The 17,926-nt window shown below is 60.4% G+C and carries 22 protein-coding genes; 11 read left to right on the top strand and 11 right to left on the bottom strand.

Annotation, left to right across the window (positions count from 1 at the left end; genetic code table 11):
- Positions 1–31: 31 nt before the first annotated feature.
- The 5 genes from lysA (at position 32) to AB5Y83_RS06470 (ending at position 4,750) form a co-directional block, all read left to right on the top strand.
- Entirely contained in the window at positions 32–1,282 is a 1,251-nt protein-coding gene (gene lysA / locus AB5Y83_RS06490; RefSeq protein WP_123172212.1) for a diaminopimelate decarboxylase, read from the top strand.
- 152 nt (positions 1,283–1,434) lie between these two features.
- Entirely contained in the window at positions 1,435–2,265 is an 831-nt protein-coding gene (dapF, locus tag AB5Y83_RS06485; RefSeq protein ID WP_005336371.1) for a diaminopimelate epimerase, read from the top strand.
- A 91-nt stretch (positions 2,266–2,356) separates the two neighbouring features.
- Complete coding sequence (locus tag AB5Y83_RS06480) at positions 2,357–3,037, top strand: DUF484 family protein (RefSeq protein ID WP_058053479.1); 681 nt, start codon at positions 2,357–2,359, stop codon at positions 3,035–3,037.
- Positions 3,030–4,007: a tyrosine recombinase XerC gene (xerC, locus tag AB5Y83_RS06475; protein WP_368174865.1), complete on the top strand. Its 978-nt coding sequence runs from the start codon at positions 3,030–3,032 to the stop codon at positions 4,005–4,007. Before AB5Y83_RS06480 ends, xerC begins: the two co-directional genes overlap by 8 nt.
- Before the next feature lie 32 nt (positions 4,008–4,039).
- Positions 4,040–4,750 (top strand): HAD-IA family hydrolase, encoded by a 711-nt coding sequence (locus tag AB5Y83_RS06470; RefSeq protein ID WP_368174864.1) that lies wholly within the window; start codon positions 4,040–4,042, stop codon positions 4,748–4,750.
- Positions 4,751–4,826: 76 nt separating this feature from the next.
- Here AB5Y83_RS06470 and AB5Y83_RS06465 read toward each other — a convergent pair whose 3' ends face one another.
- Positions 4,827–5,225, bottom strand: coding sequence for an STY0301 family protein (locus tag AB5Y83_RS06465; protein ID WP_005336367.1), 399 nt, complete (start codon positions 5,223–5,225; stop codon positions 4,827–4,829).
- Positions 5,226–5,270: 45 nt separating this feature from the next.
- On the bottom strand, positions 5,271–6,797 hold the full coding sequence (locus AB5Y83_RS06460) for a cyclic nucleotide-binding domain-containing protein (protein WP_182963124.1): 1,527 nt from the start codon (positions 6,795–6,797) through the stop codon (positions 5,271–5,273).
- A 145-nt stretch (positions 6,798–6,942) separates the two neighbouring features.
- On the opposite strand from AB5Y83_RS06460, the gene AB5Y83_RS06455 reads away from it, so the two are divergent.
- The gene (locus AB5Y83_RS06455; protein ID WP_041236100.1) at positions 6,943–7,326 is read left to right on the top strand and encodes a hypothetical protein; all 384 of its coding nucleotides are present in this window, start codon (positions 6,943–6,945) and stop codon (positions 7,324–7,326) included.
- Between the two features lie 12 nt (positions 7,327–7,338).
- Here the strand turns inward: AB5Y83_RS06455 and AB5Y83_RS06450 are convergent, their stop codons facing one another.
- Positions 7,339–8,121, bottom strand: a complete 783-nt coding sequence (locus AB5Y83_RS06450; protein ID WP_368174863.1) for a gamma-glutamyl-gamma-aminobutyrate hydrolase family protein — start codon at positions 8,119–8,121, stop codon at positions 7,339–7,341.
- Between the two features lie 386 nt (positions 8,122–8,507).
- The gene (gene yjgA, locus AB5Y83_RS06445) at positions 8,508–9,032 is read right to left on the bottom strand and encodes a ribosome biogenesis factor YjgA (protein ID WP_005336359.1); all 525 of its coding nucleotides are present in this window, start codon (positions 9,030–9,032) and stop codon (positions 8,508–8,510) included.
- A gap of 114 nt (positions 9,033–9,146) precedes the next feature.
- Here yjgA and pmbA point away from each other — a divergent pair, with 114 nt between their 5' ends.
- Positions 9,147–10,490 carry a metalloprotease PmbA gene (gene pmbA, locus AB5Y83_RS06440; RefSeq protein ID WP_204420127.1) on the top strand — a complete coding sequence of 448 codons (1,344 nt, stop codon included), beginning with the start codon at positions 9,147–9,149 and terminating at the stop codon, positions 10,488–10,490.
- A gap of 87 nt (positions 10,491–10,577) precedes the next feature.
- Here the strand turns inward: pmbA and murA are convergent, their stop codons facing one another.
- Genes murA through mlaF form a run of 7 tightly spaced genes read right to left on the bottom strand, consistent with a single transcriptional unit; the run spans position 10,578 to position 15,098 of the window.
- Positions 10,578–11,834: a UDP-N-acetylglucosamine 1-carboxyvinyltransferase gene (murA, locus tag AB5Y83_RS06435; protein ID WP_368174862.1), complete on the bottom strand. Its 1,257-nt coding sequence runs from the start codon at positions 11,832–11,834 to the stop codon at positions 10,578–10,580.
- 18 nt (positions 11,835–11,852) lie between these two features.
- Positions 11,853–12,110: a BolA family iron metabolism protein IbaG gene (ibaG, locus tag AB5Y83_RS06430; protein ID WP_005306001.1), complete on the bottom strand. Its 258-nt coding sequence runs from the start codon at positions 12,108–12,110 to the stop codon at positions 11,853–11,855.
- Positions 12,110–12,382 carry a lipid asymmetry maintenance protein MlaB gene (locus tag AB5Y83_RS06425; protein WP_005336352.1) on the bottom strand — a complete coding sequence of 91 codons (273 nt, stop codon included), beginning with the start codon at positions 12,380–12,382 and terminating at the stop codon, positions 12,110–12,112. The genes ibaG and AB5Y83_RS06425 overlap by 1 nt, the downstream gene beginning before the upstream one ends.
- Positions 12,379–13,011: a phospholipid-binding protein MlaC gene (locus AB5Y83_RS06420; RefSeq protein ID WP_005336350.1), complete on the bottom strand. Its 633-nt coding sequence runs from the start codon at positions 13,009–13,011 to the stop codon at positions 12,379–12,381. The genes AB5Y83_RS06425 and AB5Y83_RS06420 overlap by 4 nt, the downstream gene beginning before the upstream one ends.
- Positions 13,012–13,013: 2 nt before the next feature.
- Positions 13,014–13,511, bottom strand: coding sequence for an outer membrane lipid asymmetry maintenance protein MlaD (gene mlaD / locus AB5Y83_RS06415; RefSeq protein WP_019444849.1), 498 nt, complete (start codon positions 13,509–13,511; stop codon positions 13,014–13,016).
- Positions 13,512–13,518: 7 nt separating this feature from the next.
- On the bottom strand, positions 13,519–14,298 hold the full coding sequence (gene mlaE, locus AB5Y83_RS06410; protein ID WP_069554191.1) for a lipid asymmetry maintenance ABC transporter permease subunit MlaE: 780 nt from the start codon (positions 14,296–14,298) through the stop codon (positions 13,519–13,521).
- Positions 14,298–15,098: a phospholipid ABC transporter ATP-binding protein MlaF gene (gene mlaF, locus AB5Y83_RS06405; RefSeq protein WP_005336343.1), complete on the bottom strand. Its 801-nt coding sequence runs from the start codon at positions 15,096–15,098 to the stop codon at positions 14,298–14,300. The genes mlaE and mlaF overlap by 1 nt, the downstream gene beginning before the upstream one ends.
- Positions 15,099–15,305: 207 nt before the next feature.
- On the opposite strand from mlaF, the gene AB5Y83_RS06400 reads away from it, so the two are divergent.
- Genes AB5Y83_RS06400 through lptA form a run of 4 tightly spaced genes read left to right on the top strand, consistent with a single transcriptional unit; the run spans position 15,306 to position 17,926 of the window.
- Positions 15,306–16,301, top strand: a complete 996-nt coding sequence (locus AB5Y83_RS06400; protein WP_021231835.1) for a KpsF/GutQ family sugar-phosphate isomerase — start codon at positions 15,306–15,308, stop codon at positions 16,299–16,301.
- Positions 16,301–16,855: a 3-deoxy-manno-octulosonate-8-phosphatase KdsC gene (kdsC, locus tag AB5Y83_RS06395; RefSeq protein ID WP_021231836.1), complete on the top strand. Its 555-nt coding sequence runs from the start codon at positions 16,301–16,303 to the stop codon at positions 16,853–16,855. Before AB5Y83_RS06400 ends, kdsC begins: the two co-directional genes overlap by 1 nt.
- A complete protein-coding gene (lptC, locus tag AB5Y83_RS06390) occupies positions 16,852–17,412 on the top strand; it encodes an LPS export ABC transporter periplasmic protein LptC (protein ID WP_021231837.1) in 561 nt (186 codons plus the stop codon). Before kdsC ends, lptC begins: the two co-directional genes overlap by 4 nt.
- Positions 17,399–17,926, top strand: coding sequence for a lipopolysaccharide transport periplasmic protein LptA (gene lptA / locus AB5Y83_RS06385; RefSeq protein WP_368174898.1), 528 nt, complete (start codon positions 17,399–17,401; stop codon positions 17,924–17,926). Before lptC ends, lptA begins: the two co-directional genes overlap by 14 nt.

The following is a 17,926-nucleotide window of genomic DNA, read 5'->3' as shown; positions in this document are numbered from 1 at the left end:
GCCGCACCCATTCTAGGAAGGAACCGCCCCCTTGGATCACTTTAACTACGACGCCGCCGGCCAGCTTCAGGCCGAGCAAACCTCGCTGCAACAGCTTGCCGAGCAGTACGGTACCCCGCTTTACGTCTACTCCCGTGCGACCCTCGAGCGCCACTGGCACGCCTTCGACAAGGCCGCTGGCGATATTCCCCATCTGATCTGCTATGCGGTGAAGGCCAACTCCAACCTGGCGCTGCTCAACCTGCTGGCCCGACTGGGCTCGGGGTTTGACATCGTCTCCGGTGGCGAGCTGTCGCGGGTACTGGCGGCGGGCGGTGATCCGGCCAAGGTGGTCTTCTCCGGCGTGGCCAAGAGTGAAGCGGAGATGCGCCTTGCGCTGGATAAAGAGATCCTCTGCTTCAATCTGGAGTCGGAAGCCGAGCTGGAGCGCCTCAATCGGGTGGCGGGCAGCATGGGCAAGAAGGCTCGCGTCTCGGTGCGGGTCAATCCGGATATCGATGCCGGTACTCACCCCTATATCTCCACTGGCCTCAAGCAGAACAAGTTCGGCATTCCCATCGAGCTGGCGCCAGCCATCTATCGCAAGGCGGCCGCGATGGCGAATATCGAGATCGTCGGGGTGGATTGCCATATCGGCTCGCAACTCACTGAATTGAATCCCTTTATGGAAGCGGCTGACAAGTTGCTTCGGTTGATCGACGGTCTGGCGGCGGAAGGGATTCATATCCACCATCTGGATGTGGGCGGCGGTCTGGGGGTCAACTATGGTTCCGAGCAGCCACCCCATCCGACCGAGTATGCCGAAGCGCTGAAGCAGAAGCTGGCGGGCCGGGATCTGACCCTGCTGTTCGAGCCGGGCCGTGCCATCGTCGCCAATGCCGGCGTGCTGCTGACCCGGGTCGAGTACCTGAAGCCGGGCGAGACCCGCAACTTCGCGCTGATCGATGCCGGCATGAACGACATGCTGCGCCCTTCGCTCTACGGCGCCTGGATGAACATCATCGAGGTGGATAGCCGTGCCGGCCATGCTCCCGCGATCTATGACGTGGTGGGCCCGGTGTGCGAGACCGGCGACTTCCTCGGCAAGGAGCGCACCCTGGCGATTGCCGAGGGTTCCCTGCTGGCGGTGCGTTCGGCCGGAGCCTACGGCTTTACCATGTCATCCAACTACAACACCCGTCCGCGCGCAGCCGAAGTGTTGGTGGATGGTGCCGAAGCACACCTGATCCGTGAGCGTGAGCAGTTGGCCGATCTCTGGCGTGGTGAGCACCTGCTGCCCTGATGCCGTAGATAGAGACGACAGAATTTTACAGCCCTGACAGCACAGGAGTGCGCGATGTGGACAGATTGTTCCAGGATGCATGGGGCTGTGGCCAATGACTTCATAGTGGTTGATGGCGAGTATTTACAGCCCTAACAGCACAGGAATGCACGATGTTGATAGATTTTTCCAAGATGCATGGCTTGGGCAACGACTTCATGGTGGTGGATGGCGTCACCCAGAAGGTATTTTTCAGCAATGACGTCATCAAGAAGCTGGCAGATCGCCACTTCGGTATCGGCTTTGACCAGCTGCTGCTGGTGGAGCCGCCCTATGACCCTGAACTCGACTTTCACTATCGCATTTTCAATGCCGATGGCAGCGAGGTGGAGCAGTGTGGCAACGGTGCCCGCTGTTTTGCCCGTTTCGTGCGTCTCAAGGGGCTGATAAACCGGGATCGCATCGCGGTCAGTACCGCCCGGGGTCGCATCGTATTGCAGCTGGAGGGGGAGAATCAGGTCACGGTCAACATGGGGGTTCCCCAGTTTGAGCCGGGCAAGATCCCGTTCCGGGCCCAGAAGGCAGAGAAAACCTATCTGCTGCGGGCGCAGGAGCATACCGTGATGTGTGGCGTGGTCTCCATGGGCAATCCCCACTGCGTCATCGAGGTGCCTTCGGTCGCCGATGCGCCGGTCGAGACGCTCGGTGCCATCATGGAGCGCCATGAGCGTTTTCCCGAACGGGTCAACGTCGGCTTCATGGAGATGGTCAATGCTACCGAGATCAAACTGCGTGTATTCGAGCGGGGCTGTGGCGAGACCCTGGCCTGCGGCACCGGTGCCTGTGCGGCGGCGGTGATTGGCATCAGTCAGGGCAAGCTCAAGGAGCGGGTCACCGTCAGTCTGCCGGGCGGCAAGCTGACCATCGCCTGGAAGGGGCCGGGCCAGCCGGTCTATATGACAGGTCCCGCCGAGCATGTGTTTGACGGCCAGATAGAGGTTTAGCCGATAAAGGTTCAGGTACGGGGGGCGTTGGCCCCCTTTGCCCATGATGTCGGGGCAGCGAGCCCCATTTCTCTGATGGATCAACCAATTTATGAGCGAACTCAAACGGCAGGAGCAATCGGTGGATGAAGCCACTGTGCTGGAGTACCTGGCCCGTTATCCCGAGTTTTTCCAACGCCATGCCGCCGTGCTGGACCGGATCCGCATTCCCCATGAACGCAAAGGGTCGGTCTCGCTGGTCGAGCGCCAGCTGGAGCGTCAGCGCGAGCGGATCGAACAGCTGGAGCAGGAGATCACCGAATTGATGGGGATCGCCAGCGAGAACGAACGGATCTTCCGGGTCTATGCCGATCTCTACGGCGAGCTGTACGGTTGCCAGACCCTGTTCGAAGTGAGTGCCGTGATGGGCAAGGCCTTTGTCCAGCGGCTGCGCCTGACCGGGCTGCGACTCTGGCTCAACCCCAAGAAGTTTGCTCTGAGCGGGCCCGAGCAGCGCTTTCTGGCACAGGGCAAGCAGCTCGAATCCCTGCTGGGTCAGCGTCTGCCGGGGCAGGATTACTACTTTGGCCGCCTGAGCCAGAGCGAGAAGCAGGCGCTGTTTGGCCACGATGTGCTGGTCAACTCGGTGGCCCTGATGCGGCTCGGCGATCTCGGTGTGCTGGCCTTCGCCAGCTCGGATCCCAGCCACTTTACTCCCCACAACGATACCCTGCTGCTGGGCCAACTGGGGCGCCTGCTGCAACTGCGTCTGCCCGAGTTGACTCATGGCTAGAACACCGGCCAGGGCGCCCGCCAAAACTCCCGTCGTCGCACCGCCACTGCCTGCGGCACTGGCGGACGAACTGGCGGCCTTTATCGAATACCTGAGGGTCGAGCGCCAGCTCAGCCCTCATACCCGCAATAACTATCAAGCCCATCTGGAGGCGATGACCGCCGAGCTGGTGGCCCTCGGGCTCACTGACTGGGCTCGGCTCGAGGCGAGTCAGGTGCGCACTCTGCTGACCCGGATGCACAAGGCGGGCCTTGCTCCTCGTTCCCTTTCCTCCAAGGTCTCGGCCCTGCGCAGCTTTTGCGACTGGCAGGTGCGGCAGGGGCGGCTGACCGCCAATCCGGCCCGTGGCATCGTCACCCCCAAACAGGGGCGGCCGCTGCCGAAAAACCTCGATGTGGACGAGATGCACCAGCTGCTCAACATCACCGACGAGCAGGATCCGCTGGCGGTGCGGGATCGCGCCATCATGGAGCTGATGTACTCTTCAGGGCTGCGTCTGGCTGAGCTGGTGGGGATCAATCTGGTGGATCTGAAGCTCGACGACCGTCAGCTCAAGGTGACTGGCAAGGGCTCGCGGGAGCGGGTGCTGCCTATCGGCCGGATGGCGGTCGAGTGGCTGCAGAAGTGGCTCAAGGTGCGCCCGCTGCTGGCCGGGGACGAGAGCGAGGCGCTGTTTGTCTCCAGCCGCAAGCAGCGGCTGTCGGCCCGCTCGGTGCAGGCCCGTCTCGATGGCTGGGGCAACAAGCAGGCGCTCAACGCCCATGTCCACCCCCACAAGCTGCGCCACAGCTTCGCCACCCATATGCTGGAGTCCTCCGGCGATCTGCGGGCGGTGCAGGAGCTGCTGGGACATGCAGACCTCTCTACCACCCAGATCTATACCCACCTCGACTTCCAGCATCTGGCCAAGGTTTACGACAGCGCCCACCCCAGGGCCAAGCGTGGCCCGGATGCGCAGGACGATGAATAACGGGCCCTGAACCCCGTTGCAGAGGAGAGTCCATGCACTTCTATCGCCGCTGGCAGCCGGTTGCTGCCATCTCGTTTGACCTCGATGACACCCTCTATGACAACGGCCCCGCCATCGTGCGCGCCGAGCAGTGGATGCTGAGCCATCTGCGCAGCGAATATCTGGCCACCGCCATGCTCGACAAGCCGCGTTGGCTGGAGCTAAAACGCGCCGTGTTGCTGGCCTGGCCCGAGCTGCGCCACGATGTCAGCCTGGCGCGCCAGCAGACCATCCGCGCCGCCATGGTCGAGGGGGGGATGGCCGACCAGCAGGCCAGTCGTGAGGCGGAGCAGGTCTTTGCCGCGTTTCTGGCAGAACGCTCGAAGATCGAGGTGAGCGAGTCCACTCATCAGCTGTTGGCCAGACTGGCCGAACGCTATCCGCTGGTGGTGATCACCAACGGCAATCTGGATCTGGTTCAGGCAGGGCTGGATCGCTACTTCACGCTGGTCTGCAAGGCGGGGGCGGGCGCCAGGATGAAACCGGCACCGGATATGTTTGAGCAGACCCGCAGCGCCCTCAAGTTGCCAGCGGAGCGGATCCTCCATGTGGGGGATCATCCCGAGACCGATGTGCTGGGTGCCTGCTTGCACGGCTTTCGCGCCGCCTGGCTCAACGAGCGGCAACAACCGTGGCAACAGCTGCAACTGTTGCCGGACGTGGAGCTGACGGCACTGGAGGAGCTGGCCGAGCTGCTGCTCTGATGGCGCTGGCGGGTGGCCCGGCTCAGGCGGTAATGGCTGTCAGCGAATAGCAATATATGGCAAGGGGTTACGCCGGCTATTTGCGACAAACCAGCCCGAGCAGGGTGTAGCGATCGCGCTGGTTGACGCGGCAGTAACTGATGCCGACGGGCAGCGCCTGCTGCAGGGTGATGGCGCTGTTCTGATAGCGGCAGACCAGATAGAGCGGGCGCAGGCTGCTATCGAGCTGGCTCCAGTAATGGATCTCGTCGCTGTCGCCATTATCCGGTTTGAGTTGGGCCAGTTCGGCAGGATCTCCGTCGAACAGGGCCAGATTATCGAGCCGGTGACTGAGGGTTTCGTCCGGTTTGCCATCGTCATTGCGGGTGAACGCCTGCCAGCCCTGCTGCGGGGTCAGCAGCTGCTGGCGAGTCTCGATGGTGGCGGGACAATCAAATTGCAGGCTGGCGGCAAGGGCCAGGGTTGTCAGTAACATGGCTGCGGTTCTCTCTTCACGTCCTCAATATCGTGCCATGCTACGTCATCTTCCACCGAACAACTTCATCAGTTTATCAAGGAGATCAAGCTGTTGTGGTGGCTGTTTCATGGCTTCCGCCTCCCGCTCCAGCAGCGCCCGCTGCTCCTGCTGGCGGTCGCTCAGCACCCGGTAGAGGGGCTCGACCAGCGACTCGCGCTGCATCACCAACTCCTGAAACATTGCCTGATTGATGCGATAGGTTTCGACGGTGGCCACCGCCCGCACCGTGAAGGAGCTGGGCTCGCCGGTGAGCAGGCTCAGTTCGCCAAAAAAGTCTCCCGCGTTGAGCGTACCGAGTTTCAGCTCTCGCCCTTCGACATTGACCACCATCTCGGCCTCCCCTTTGACCAGCACGAACAGCCAGCTGGAGACATCCCCCTGCTCCAGCATGATGTCGCCGCTGACGAAGGGGGCGAACTTCACCTGATCGGCCAGCTGGAGCAGCTCGTTCTCCTGCAACATGGCAAACAGCGGCAGCTTGCGCAGGGTATCGGTTCGTTCGGCGGTGTGGCGCTTGTGGCGAGCATCCAGATGCTGCTTCTCCTTGGCCATAAAGACGTTGAAGATCGGCGGGGTGAGGCGGCGATCGTTGCGGCGCAGGGCTGCATCGATCAGGCTGCGCACCATGGAGTCGGTCGGATCGTCGCGAGCCAGGTCAGTGAGCCAGTAGCGCACCGCATAGCGGGCGATGCCCCCCTCGACATTCATCAGCAGGCAGTCCGGTTGCGGATGCTTGGCGACACAGGGGAGCTTGGTCTCCCGCAGGGATTTCTCGATCAGCGCGATGATCTGGGTCGGCAGGGTATCCAGGGTCAGATCGAACCAGACCCAGCGCCGCCACTGCAAGGGTTCGCCACGGCGGCGCCCGAGCACGGTGAAGCGCTGTTTGAGCAGGTGGCTGTTGGGGATGACGACTGTCTCCCAGTTGCGGGTTTCGATGGTGGTGGCACGCCAGTTGATCTCCACCACCCGGCCCTGGGTGGCGTCGACTTGCAGCCAGTCACCGATGGCGATGGAGTTGTCGAGCTGAATGGAGACCCCGGCCAGCAGGTTGCCAAGGGTGTCCTGCATGGCGAAGGCGATGACCGCGGTGATCACCGCCGAGGTGGTGACTATCTCCCCGAGCGCCATGCCGGAGGCGTAGAGGCGAAACAGACCCCAGCCGATATAGCCGATGGTGATGACGATATCGGCGATGATCCGCGGGATCCGCACATGGCAGAGGGGGAGCAGAAACTCGAACAGCAGGATCCCCCATATCTTGACCAGTATCAGGCCGGCCAGCAGGGTGGAGATCTCGATCAGCAATTGATGGGGCAGCGGCAGTTTGAACCAGCCCCCTTCCAGCTGGATCAGCAGGATCACCACCGCGCTTATCATCACGAAACTGAGCTCGGAGAGCAGCTCCCGTCGCTGTCCCGGACGGCGCCAGAAGTGGATCAGCATCAGGGAGAGGGTGAGCAGGGTCCAGAACGGGTGTTCGCCAATCCAGATCAGCGTCGGTAGCGCGGTGAGGTTTTCGCCAGCCATAGCAGCACCTTATTGTGGTTTTATTTCCAGCATAGCTGCTGCGGCGCGGGGAAATGGTGCGTTGGGGCGGCAATTTATTTATCCTGTGCAGAACCGGGCAAAGGAGTGCTATTGAGTGAAATTTTCAAAGAAAATCATCTGTTTGATGGCCCTGTTGCCATTGGTTGGCTGCGACCTGCTGGCCGAGAAGTATCGGGTCGAATTCCGGGATGGCTCCTGGCGTGAAATAGCCATTACCCCCTTCTCCAGCGAGGCGCGCTGGCGCGAGGGGTGTGCCACCGGCGAGGTGCTGAGCGACATGAAGGTTCCCATCAAGCGGGGTGATACGGTCAATGGCCGCGAGCAGTTGCTGATCGGCGGCGAGAAGTTCGAGCTGGATGACAACAACCTCTACCGCAGCAACGGCATGGTGTTTGGTCATTCGCCTGACCATATCCAGCGCGGGCTCAAGGGGATGGATATCTGCCGCACCTTGCGCCCCGAGCGCGGTGGACTGCCCAAGCTCAAGGCGCGCGGGTTTGGCGACTGAATCGATGAGGGATTAACTCGCTGCCATCAATGTACAGCGTTGGCGGCAGGCATCGCCAAAGGCTTGAAAGATCTTGATGGAGTGGGGGTTTTCATTGGCCTTCCACTCCGGATGCCACTGCACTGCCAGCAAAAAGGGTGACAGTGCGGGAGCATGAAGTGCCTCTATCAGCCCATCTTCGGCGTGGGCCAACGGCTCCAGACCCTTCCCCAACCGGTTGATGCCCTGCCCATGCAGGGAGTTGACCGGAATCTGTTCTTCCCCCATCAGTTCGGCAAACCAGCTGCCGGGCAGCAGTTTGATCTGATGGCTCGGCCCATACTGCTCGTCGACCGGATCGTCGGCATCCTCCCGGTGATCGTCATAACCCGGCTCGCTGTAGACCTTCTGATGGATGTCTCCCCCCAGCGCCACGTTGATCTCCTGCATTCCGCGGCAGATCCCGAGGAGCGGCAAGCCACGGGCGAGCGCCCCCTTGATGAGGGGCAGATCGAACAGATCGCGATCCCTGTCCTGCTGTTTCTCCGGCGTGAGGTTCTCTTGGCCGTAGAGGGCTGGATCGATGTTGGAGCCGGCGCCGCTCAGATAGACCCCATCGGCGAGATCCAGATACTGCTCCAGATCGGCGGTGCCGCAGCAGGTGGGTACCAGCAGCGGGACGCAGCCGCTTATCTCCACCAGCGGCATGATGTATTTGTGGGTCATCACCTGATAGGCGTGGCCGTTGCGGGGCTGGGCGCCCATGGTCATCAGCACGACAGGTTTACGGGTGGCGGGAGGCTGGGGATTTGGCATAGGGCACCTTGATTATCCTTGGCGTTGAAGTCTCATCCTTCGCCTTGGGCAGGCCCTTGCAAACCGTCAGGGCAAGGGCATGCCTCAAGGCATGGTCATGGGATCCCGCGTCGGGCCGGGTGGCAGAATCGTTGGTCAGCCTGGGCAGCGATAGCCTGGATCCTCTCTTCAGTCTGCCAAGGCCGTTCAATATGTCAAACAAAATGATACCAAATTGTTAACGTGTCTGTTTTGGTCTGCTCTGAAGCGCCGATTTAACGGGGTTGTTGAGATGGGCCGTTATGGCTGGGGTAGAAAAATGGTGGATATATTAAACGCACAGGGATGTGGAGAGGAAAAGGCATCAATAGAAGCACGCCTCCGCAAGGGGAGGCGTGTTTCGGGGATCACAGCAGGTCTTCGATCTCGCCGCGCAGATACTGGTACATCTCGCGGTAGGCGACAGGCGGCTTGTTCAGCTCCCGCTCCTTGTTGGCGGAGCGGATCAGCTGGCGCAGCTTCTGGCGATCCAGCTCGTGGAACTGGGACATCAGCTCGTTGAGGGCGCTGTCACCTTCGGTGATCAGGCGCTCGCGCCACTGCTCCAGGCGATGCAGGCGGGCATTCACGGTGGAGTGACGGTTCTTGATGATAGAGAGCGCTTCGGCAATCGGCTCGATATCGCGGCTGCGCATCAGGCGGCCGATGAACTGCAGATGGCGACGGAAGGACTCATCCTTCTTCGGCTTGAGTTTGCGACCCAGCTCGACAGCTTCTGCAAGCTCTTCATCCAACGGGATTTTTTCCAGTTCGCTGTGGCTGAGGGAGACGATCTCTTCCCCCATTTTCTGCAATGCTTCGGCATCGCGCTTGAGCTGGCTCTTGCTGGGGCCCCAGTCTTCGAACTCGTTGTCGTCTTGATATTGACTCATCGGTCTCTTGATTCCTGTCATTCACGTTTGGCGGATATGTTACCAGCTTCTCCCGCTGGGCGCAGGGGTCTGATATGCTTACCCCCCTTTCCTTCTTTCATACAGATGTGAGTTATGGATCAGCAAGACCAAATCCGCCAGGATCAAGCCCATCTCGAGGCCGTGGTTGCCGAAGCCCTGGAGATAGCCAAAGGACTGGGCGCCTCGCTGGCCGAAGTCTCCATCAGCAAGCAGACCGGGTTGTCGGTGAACACCCGGGGTTGTGAACTGGAAAGCATTGAATTCAATAAGGATGGCGCCCTCGGTATCGCCGTCTATCGCGATGGTTGCAAGGGATCCTCCTCGACCACCGATCTGAGCAAACCCGCCATTCGTGCCGCCGTTGAAGCGGCCATCGAGATTGCTCGCCACACCTCGGCCGATGATTGCGCCGGTCTGGCGGACGCCGAGCTGCTGGCCTGGGATGCCCCCGATCTGCAACTGTGTCACCAAATCGAACTGGATCCCCAGCGCGGCATCGAACTGGCCATCGAGTGCGAACGACTCGCTCTGGGTCGCGATGCCCGCATCAAGCACTCCGACGGTGCCGGTTTCTCCAGCCATCTCGGCATCAAGGTCTATGGCAACAGCCACGGCTTCGTCAAAGGCTACGCGGCGTCGCGCAACTCACTGAGCTGCGTGCTGATCGGCGAGCAGGATGGCGATATGCAGCGTGATTACGGCTACTCCTCCAGCCGTACCCTCGACGGGCTCTGGAGCCCGCAGCGCATTGCCGACGAAGCCGTTGAGCGTACCGTCTCCCGCCTCGGCGCCCGCAAGATCTCTACCCGTCATGCCCCTGTGCTGTTCCACCCTGACACAGCCTCCGGTCTGTGGGGCCATCTGGTGATGGCCATCAGCGGTGGCAACCTCTATCGCAAGTCGAGCTTCCTGCTCGACAAATTGGGCAAGCAGATCCTGCCCGAGTGGCTCACCATTCAGGAGTTCCCCCACCTGCTGGGCGGGCTCGCCAGTACCCCGTTCGATGGCGAAGGGGTGCGTACCCGCGACATGGATATCATCCGTAACGGCGAGCTGATGAGCTGGCTGCTTACCTCCTACTCTGCGCGCAAGCTGGGGCTGACCACTACGGGTCACGCCGGTGGCATCCACAACTGGCAGGTCTCCAATACCGGCCAGGATTTTCAAGGCATGCTGCAAGAGATGGGCACCGGTCTGCTGGTGACCGAGCTGATGGGGCAGGGGGTCAATATCGTCAATGGTGACTACTCCCGCGGTGCTGCCGGTTTCTGGGTCGAGAATGGCGAGATAGCCTATCCGGTCGAGGAGATCACCATCGCCGGCAATCTGGCCGAGATGTTCAGCCATATCGTGGCGGTGGGTCGTGACGAGGATGAGCGCTCCAGTCTCAAGACCGGCTCGGTGCTGGTAGAGAATATGAAGCTGGCGGGTCACTGATCCCGGTTTCAACAGAACCGAAGCCATGAAAAAGGCCCTCTCGCCAACGCGAGGGGGCCTTTTTATCGGCTGGCGATCAGTGGGCTATCAGCCCTTGATACGCTCGATGCGGCCACCCAGACCCTGAAGCTTCTGCTCGATGTCTTCGTAGCCACGGTCGATGTGATAGATACGGTCGACGATGGTGGAGCCTTCGGCCACGAAGCCGGCCAGCACCAGACTGGCGGAGGCGCGCAGATCGGTCGCCATCACCTGGGCACCCTTGAGCTGCTCGGTGTCACGGCAGATGGCTACGTTGCCCTGCAGTTCGATGTCTGCGCCCATCCGTACCAGCTCGGGAACGTGCATGAAGCGGTTCTCGAAGATGGTCTCGGTGACCATGCCGGTGCCTTTGGCGACGGCGTTCAGCACGGTGAACTGGGCCTGCATGTCGGTCGGGAAGGCCGGATAAGGGGCAGTCTTGATGGTGACCGGCTTGAGGGTGCGGCCAGTCATGTCGAGGGTGATCCAGTCTTCACCCTTCTCAATCAGGGCGCCAGCTTCTTCCAGCTTGACCAGTACCGCTTCCAGCAGGGTCGGGTCGGTCTTGCGGCAGGTGATCTTGCCGCCGGTGACCGCTGCACCCACCAGGAAGGTACCGGTTTCGATGCGGTCAGGCTGCACGCTGTAGTTGCCGCCGTGCAGACGCTCGACACCGTCGATGGTCAGAGTATCGGTGCCCGCGCCCTGGATCTTGGCGCCCAGAGTATTGAGGAAGTTGGCCAGATCGACTACTTCCGGCTCGCGCGCGGCGTTTTCGATCACGGTGCGGCCATCAGCCAGGGCCGCAGCCATCATCAGGTTTTCGGTACCGGTCACGGAGACCATATCCATAAGGATGTGGGCGCCTTTCAGGCGGCCATCGACACGGGCCTTGATGTAACCATCTTCGATGGTGATCTTGGCACCCATCAACTCCAGGCCGTGGACGTGCAGGTTGACCGGACGGGCACCGATGGCGCAGCCGCCGGGCAGGGAGACATCAGCGGCGCCGAAACGGGCAGCCAGCGGGCCCAGCGCCAGAATGGAGGCGCGCATGGTCTTCACCAGCTCGTAGGGAGCGACATGGTTGTTCACCGCACCGGTCAGCACGGTGACGTTGCCGTTGACCTTGGTGGTCGCGCCCAGCATCTCCAGCAGCTTGATGGTGGTGCCCACATCTTTCAGGCGCGGCACGTTGGAGAGGTGTACCTCTTCATCACAGAGCAGGGTCGCGAACAGGATCGGCAGTGCGGCGTTTTTGGCGCCGGAGATGGTCACTTCGCCGTTGAGAGTACAACGACCATCGATTTTGAATTTGTCCATTTTTACTTCGTTACCAAATCAGGAGGGCAATAGGAATTTACGTTCGCGTTTCCACTCGGCGTCGGTGAACGCCTTGATGGAGAGGGCGTGAATGGCGTTGCTGGCGATCTTGTCCATCAGCGGGGCATAGATGGCTTGCTGCTTCTTGACCCGGCTCATGCCGTCAAACATGTCACCGACGGCGATCACTTGGTAGTGACTACCGTCCCCTTTGACATGGACTTCGGACAATGGCAGAGCCTCAAGGAGTATCGCTTCAATTTCAGAGACTTGCATTATGCGTCCTCAGTTGTGAGCGGGGTTGACTGAAACAGCCCGGCCACCCCGTAGAGGTTGGCCAGGGTATAGAAATCACTGGAGGCGCCCACCAGTTGCGGTGTGGCGCCTCGCGCTAATACGGCTTTGGCCCATTTGACCAGCAGGGCCAGTCCGGCAGAGTCGAGGGTGGTGACGCCGCCGAGCTCAAGCTGGTCGTCCTGCCACCATTCAGCGCGGCGTTGCCACAGGTCATTGACCTGTGGCGCCTGCAGCTCACCGCTGAGGGTCATGGTTTGAGTACCAGCGGCTTGGCGTTGTGCTCGCGCAACTGGGCGATCACCGCATCGATGCCGTTCTGGCGGATCAAACCGCCCAGCTCGCTCTGCTTGGCGGAGAGCAGGCTGATCCCCTCTGCCACCATGTCGAAGGCTTTCCACTCGCCGGTCTTGTTGTTCTTGCGCAGCTTGAACTCGAGGAAGATGTCCGGCTTGCCGGCCTCTTTCACGCTGACGTTGACGGCGGTGATATTGCCGCTGGGGGCTTTGCCCGGCTCGACCTTGACGGTCTGCTTGTCAAAATGGGCCAGCGCATCGGCGTAGGAGCTCACCATGTACTCGGTGAACACCTCGACGAAGGCATTGCGCTGCGCTTCGGTGGTCTCTTTAATCTGGTTGCCAAGCACCTTGTAGGCGGCGAAGCGGTTGTCCACATAGGGCAGCAGCTCTTCGCGGATGATCACCCGCAGGTGATCCGGATTGCTCTTCACTTGGGCCTGATCGGCTTTCAGGCGGGCAAAGGTCTGCTTGGCAGCCTGGTCCACCAGCGCGTTGGGGTCGGTGGCATCGACTGCGGCCTGGGCAGACAGGGAAAAGAGCATGCTGGTCATCAGACCCAGCAGCAGGGCGATTTTCTTGAACATGGTTACTCCTTCTTGCTGTCTGATTTGCTGTCGGAGGATTGGCTGTAGAGGAACTTGCCAATCAGATCTTCCAGCACGATGGCGGATTTGGTGTCTTCAATCAGGTCGCCATCCTTGAGCATCTCGGTGCCCATCTCCTCATCGCTGAAGCCGGGGGCCAGACCGATGTACTGCTCGCCGAGCAGACCGGAGGTGAGGATGGAGAGGGAACTGGTATCGGCAAACTGGCCAGCGCTCTTTTGCATCATCAGGGTCACTTCGGGCACCTGGGTTTTCGGGTCCAGTACGATGTCGCTGACCCGGCCTACCACCACGCCGCCGACCTTGACCGGCGAACGGACTTTCAGGCCGCCGATATTATCGAAATGCGCGCGCAGGGTATAGGTTTCTCCTTCCGGTTTGAAGCTCAAACCGGCCACTTGCAGGGCCAGTGCCAGAATGGCACCGATGCCAGCCAGCATGAAGGTGCCGACCAAGAATTCTACTTTGCTGAACTTCATCTTTACCTTATCCAAACATGACTGCAGTGAGTATAAAATCCAGGCCGAGCACGGCGAGGGATGAGTGGACCACGGTACGGGTCGTGGCCTGACTGATCCCGGCCGAGGTCGGCTTGGCATCATAGCCGTTAAAGAGCGCAATCCAGGTGACCACCAGGGCGAAAATCAGGCTCTTGATGGCGCCCTGCATGATGTCTTCATGCCAGTCGACGGAGGCCTGCATGGCAGACCAGAAGCCCCCTTCGTCCACGCCGAGCCAGTCCACACCGACCAGCTTGCCGCCGAAGATACCGATCAGGCTGAACATAAAGGCCAGCAGCGGCATGCTGATGACGCCAGCCCAGAAGCGGGGGGCAACCACTCGACGCAGCGGGTCGACCGCCATCATCTCGAGGCTTGAAAGCTGCTCGGTGGCTTTCATCAGGCCGATTTCAGCGGTCAGGGCCGAACCGGCACGGCCGGCAAACAGCAGCGCCGTGACTACAGGGCCCAGCTCACGCAGCAGGGAGAGGGAGACCAGCGGTCCCAGGCTCTGCTCGGCGCCGAAATCCTTCAATACGTTGTAACCCTGCAGCGAGAGCACCATGCCGATGAACAGGCCGGAGACCAGAATGATGGCCACCGACTGCACACCCACCACATAGAGCTGCTGGACAAGCAGCGGGAAGTGCTTGTGCGGCTCGGGTTTGCCCGCCAGCGCATGGAACAACATGATGGTGGCGCGACCGACGGAGCTGATAAACCGCACTCCGACCCGCCCCAGCTTGCTTATTTGACTTATCAACATCAGAGATCCTGTAGCAGATCGCCTGCCGGAAAATGAAACGGGACAGGACCATCGGGCAATCCTTTGAGGAACTGCTCGACTTCGGGATTGTGCTCCTCGCGCAGCTGATCCGGCGTACCGTGCGCCACCACCTTGCGATTGGCAATGATGTAGGCGTAATCGGCGATGCTCAGCACCTCTTTCACATCGTGGGTGACGATGACGGAGGTGATACCGAGGGCATCGTTCAGCTCCTTGATCAGCTTGACCAGCACCGCCATGGTGATGGGGTCCTGCCCGACGAACGGCTCGTCATACATGATGAGGTCAGGATCGAGCGCAATTGCCCGTGCCAGCGCCGCCCGGCGCGCCATGCCGCCGGAGAGCTCGGAGGGCATCAGTTTCGCCGCGCCGCGCAAGCCCACCGCCTGCAGCTTCATCATGACGATGGTGTGGATCAGCTCCTCCGGCAGGCCGGAGTGTTCCCGCAGCGGGAAGGCCACGTTGTCGTAGACCGTCATGCCGGTAAACAGGGCGCCGCTCTGGAACAGCATGCTCATCCGTTTGCGCACTTCATAGAGGCGCGAACGGGAGAGGGTGGGGATATCTTCCCCGTCAAACAGAATGTGACCGGACTCCGGCTTGAGCTGGCCACCGATCAGCCGCAGCAGGGTGGTTTTACCGATGCCGCTCGGGCCCATGACGGCGGTCACCTTGCCACGAGGAATGGTCAGGTTGATCCCGTCATACAACAGCCGATCTCCGTGACTGAAGGTCAGATCGGAGATGGTGATCAGGTCATTGTTCAAACAATTGTCCATCCGGTGTAAATGAGGTGCGAATTTTATGGGGTAGTCTAGGTCTAAGCAACAGCAAGGAACAACTATTGAACAGGCTGCAAGCCCATTTGCACGACAGTTTTCTGTAACAAAGTGCGTCATTGAGAGCGGGACTCGCCATCCGATTCGCTTATCCGGGCAGACTTTTTTATAATCCCGCAGCTAATTTCGGCCCGGAGCTGTGTCTTTATGTCTGTAAAGCCTGAGAAAGTGTCTGAACTGTTCGATTTTCGTCGCAGTGCCCGCGCGGTGCTGGACACAGAAAAGCAAGCCATTGATGGACTCTATCAGTATCTGAATGACGCCTTCGACAAGGCGTGCGAAATGGTGCTGCGCTGCGGTGGCAAGATAGTGGTCACCGGCATGGGCAAATCGGGCCATATCGGCAGCAAGATCGCCGCCACCCTCGCCAGCACCGGCACCCCGGCCTTCTTCCTTCACCCGGGAGAAGCGAGTCACGGCGATCTGGGGATGATCTCCAGTGGCGACCTTATTATCGCCATCTCCAACTCCGGCGAGAGTGACGAAATCCTGGCCCTGCTGCCGGTACTCAAGCGCCGCGGCATTCCGCTCATCTGCATGACTGGCAATCCCGCCTCCACCATGGCCAAAGAGGCCAACGTGCACCTGTGTATCAAGGTGGAGAAAGAGGCCTGCCCGCTGGGTCTGGCACCCACTTCCAGCACCACGGCAACCTTAGTCATGGGCGATGCCCTGGCGGTCGCCCTGCTGGAAGCACGCGGTTTTACCGCCGATGACTTCGCCCTCTCTCACCCGGGCGGTTCCCTTGGCAAGCGTCTGTTGCTGCGGGTTGGCGATCTGATGCACAGCGGCGAGCTGTTGCCCCGGGTGGGGATAGATGCCACCATCAGCCAAGCGCTGCTGGAAGTGAGCCGCAAGGGGCTCGGTATGACGGCGGTGGTCGATGGCAATGGCCTGCTGGCCGGGCTCTTTACCGATGGCGACCTGCGCCGCATTCTTGACCAGCAGATCGATATCCATCACACCCCCATCAGCCGTGTGATGACGGCCAACTGTGTTACCGTAGGTCCAGAGATGATGGCTGCAGAAGCCGTCAAGCTGATGGAAACGAGAAAAATCAACGGATTACTGGTCGTGGATGAAGAGAAACGCCTGCTCGGCGCCTTCAACATGCACGACCTGCTGAAAGCCGGAGTAATTTGATGCAAAACGTACCGACCCTCTATGGTCCGGTGACGCGCAGCCAGTTCGACAAGGCGGCGCAAATCCGCCTGCTGGTGTGCGATGTGGACGGGGTGCTCTCCAACGGCCTCATCTACATGGGAAACAACGGCGAAGAGCTGAAAACCTTCTGTACCCGCGATGGTGCGGGCATGCGAGCATTGCTCAATGCCGGGATCGAGATCGCCATTATCACCGGGCGCAACTCCCGTATCGTCAGCGATCGGATGAAAAGCCTGGGGGTGGCTCATGTGGTGCAGGGGGCTGATAAAAAGCTGCCTAACTTCGAAGCGCTGCTGGCCAAGCTGGGGCTGACTGCTGAACAGGCCGCCTATATGGGCGATGACACCATCGATCTGCCGGTGATGGCCGCTTGCGGCCTGGGTATCGCGGTGGCCGATGCCCATCCGCTGGTGCTGAGTCGTGCCGATATGGTGACCCGGCTTGGCGGTGGCATGGGCGCGGTGCGCGAGGTGTGTGACCTCATTTTGCAGGCGCAGGGCCACGACGATTATCAGCCCGAGGCCTCGGTATGAGCAGACAGACCCTGTTGTTTGCCCTGCTGTTTCTGGTTGCGCTTGTTGCCTGGCAGTTGGGCAAGGTGGAGCTGGTGCCTGAGAGCGCCGTCAAAATCGAAAACTATCAGCCGGATTTTGTCGCCAAAGATCTGGTGACCACCCGTTTTGATATCAATGGCAAGCGCACCGAGCGGCTGGAGTCGACCTACGCCGAGTATTATCAAATCCTCGAGCAGGCCACCTTCGACAAGCCGGTGGTCTACATGTATGACAATCAGGGTGCCGCCGAGTGGAAGGTGACCGCCGAAACCGGCGTGCTCAACACCGGCGACAACGTCATCCTGCGGGACAAGGTGCATCTGGATGGTCTGCTACCCACCTCCTTTATCTCCACACTGGATACCCCCTATCTGGAGCTGGATCTGGTGACACAGGATGTGCGCAGCAACCGGGAAGTGAACATTCTGGGTCGGGATTTCCAGACCCAAGGGGTTGGCCTCAAGGGCCATCTGGACCGCAAATATTTTGAGTTACTGGATCAAGGCCATGCCATCTATTTCAATGAAAAACGCTAATCTGGCCCTCGTAGCCCTGTTGTTGTGTGGTGCGGTGACTGCCAAAGAGTCCGACTTTGCCGAGAAGGTCTACGTCGATGCCGTCAAACAGGTGGCCGAGATGCAGGACAACCGCATCACCTTCGAAGAGGATGTGACCATCAATCAGGGCACCATCCGGATCAAGGCTGACAAGGTGGTAGTGACCCGCTCCGGCGAGAAAGGGGCGGAGGTGATGACTGCCTACGGCAAGCCCGCCACCTTCTTCCAGATCCTGGATAACGGCAAGCCGGTCAATGCCCACGGCAATACCATCCGCTACGAGCTGAAGAACCGGCTGGTGACCATCACCGGCAACGGTCAGCTCAAGCAGGAAGATAGTCAGGTCAATGGCGATCTGATCCGCTACGACATCGTCAAACAGAAGATGATCGCCGAGAGCAAAAGCCCGAGCCAGCGGGTCAAAACCGTGTTCCTGCCGGATCAGGTAGAGAATTTCGACAAGCCCGCCGACCAGAAGCAGCAGGGAAAATAA

Source organism: Aeromonas sp. R5-4 (assembly GCF_040908215.1).
GTDB lineage: Bacteria > Pseudomonadota > Gammaproteobacteria > Enterobacterales > Aeromonadaceae > Aeromonas > Aeromonas veronii.
This window is presented reverse-complemented; position numbering and strand designations above follow the sequence as displayed.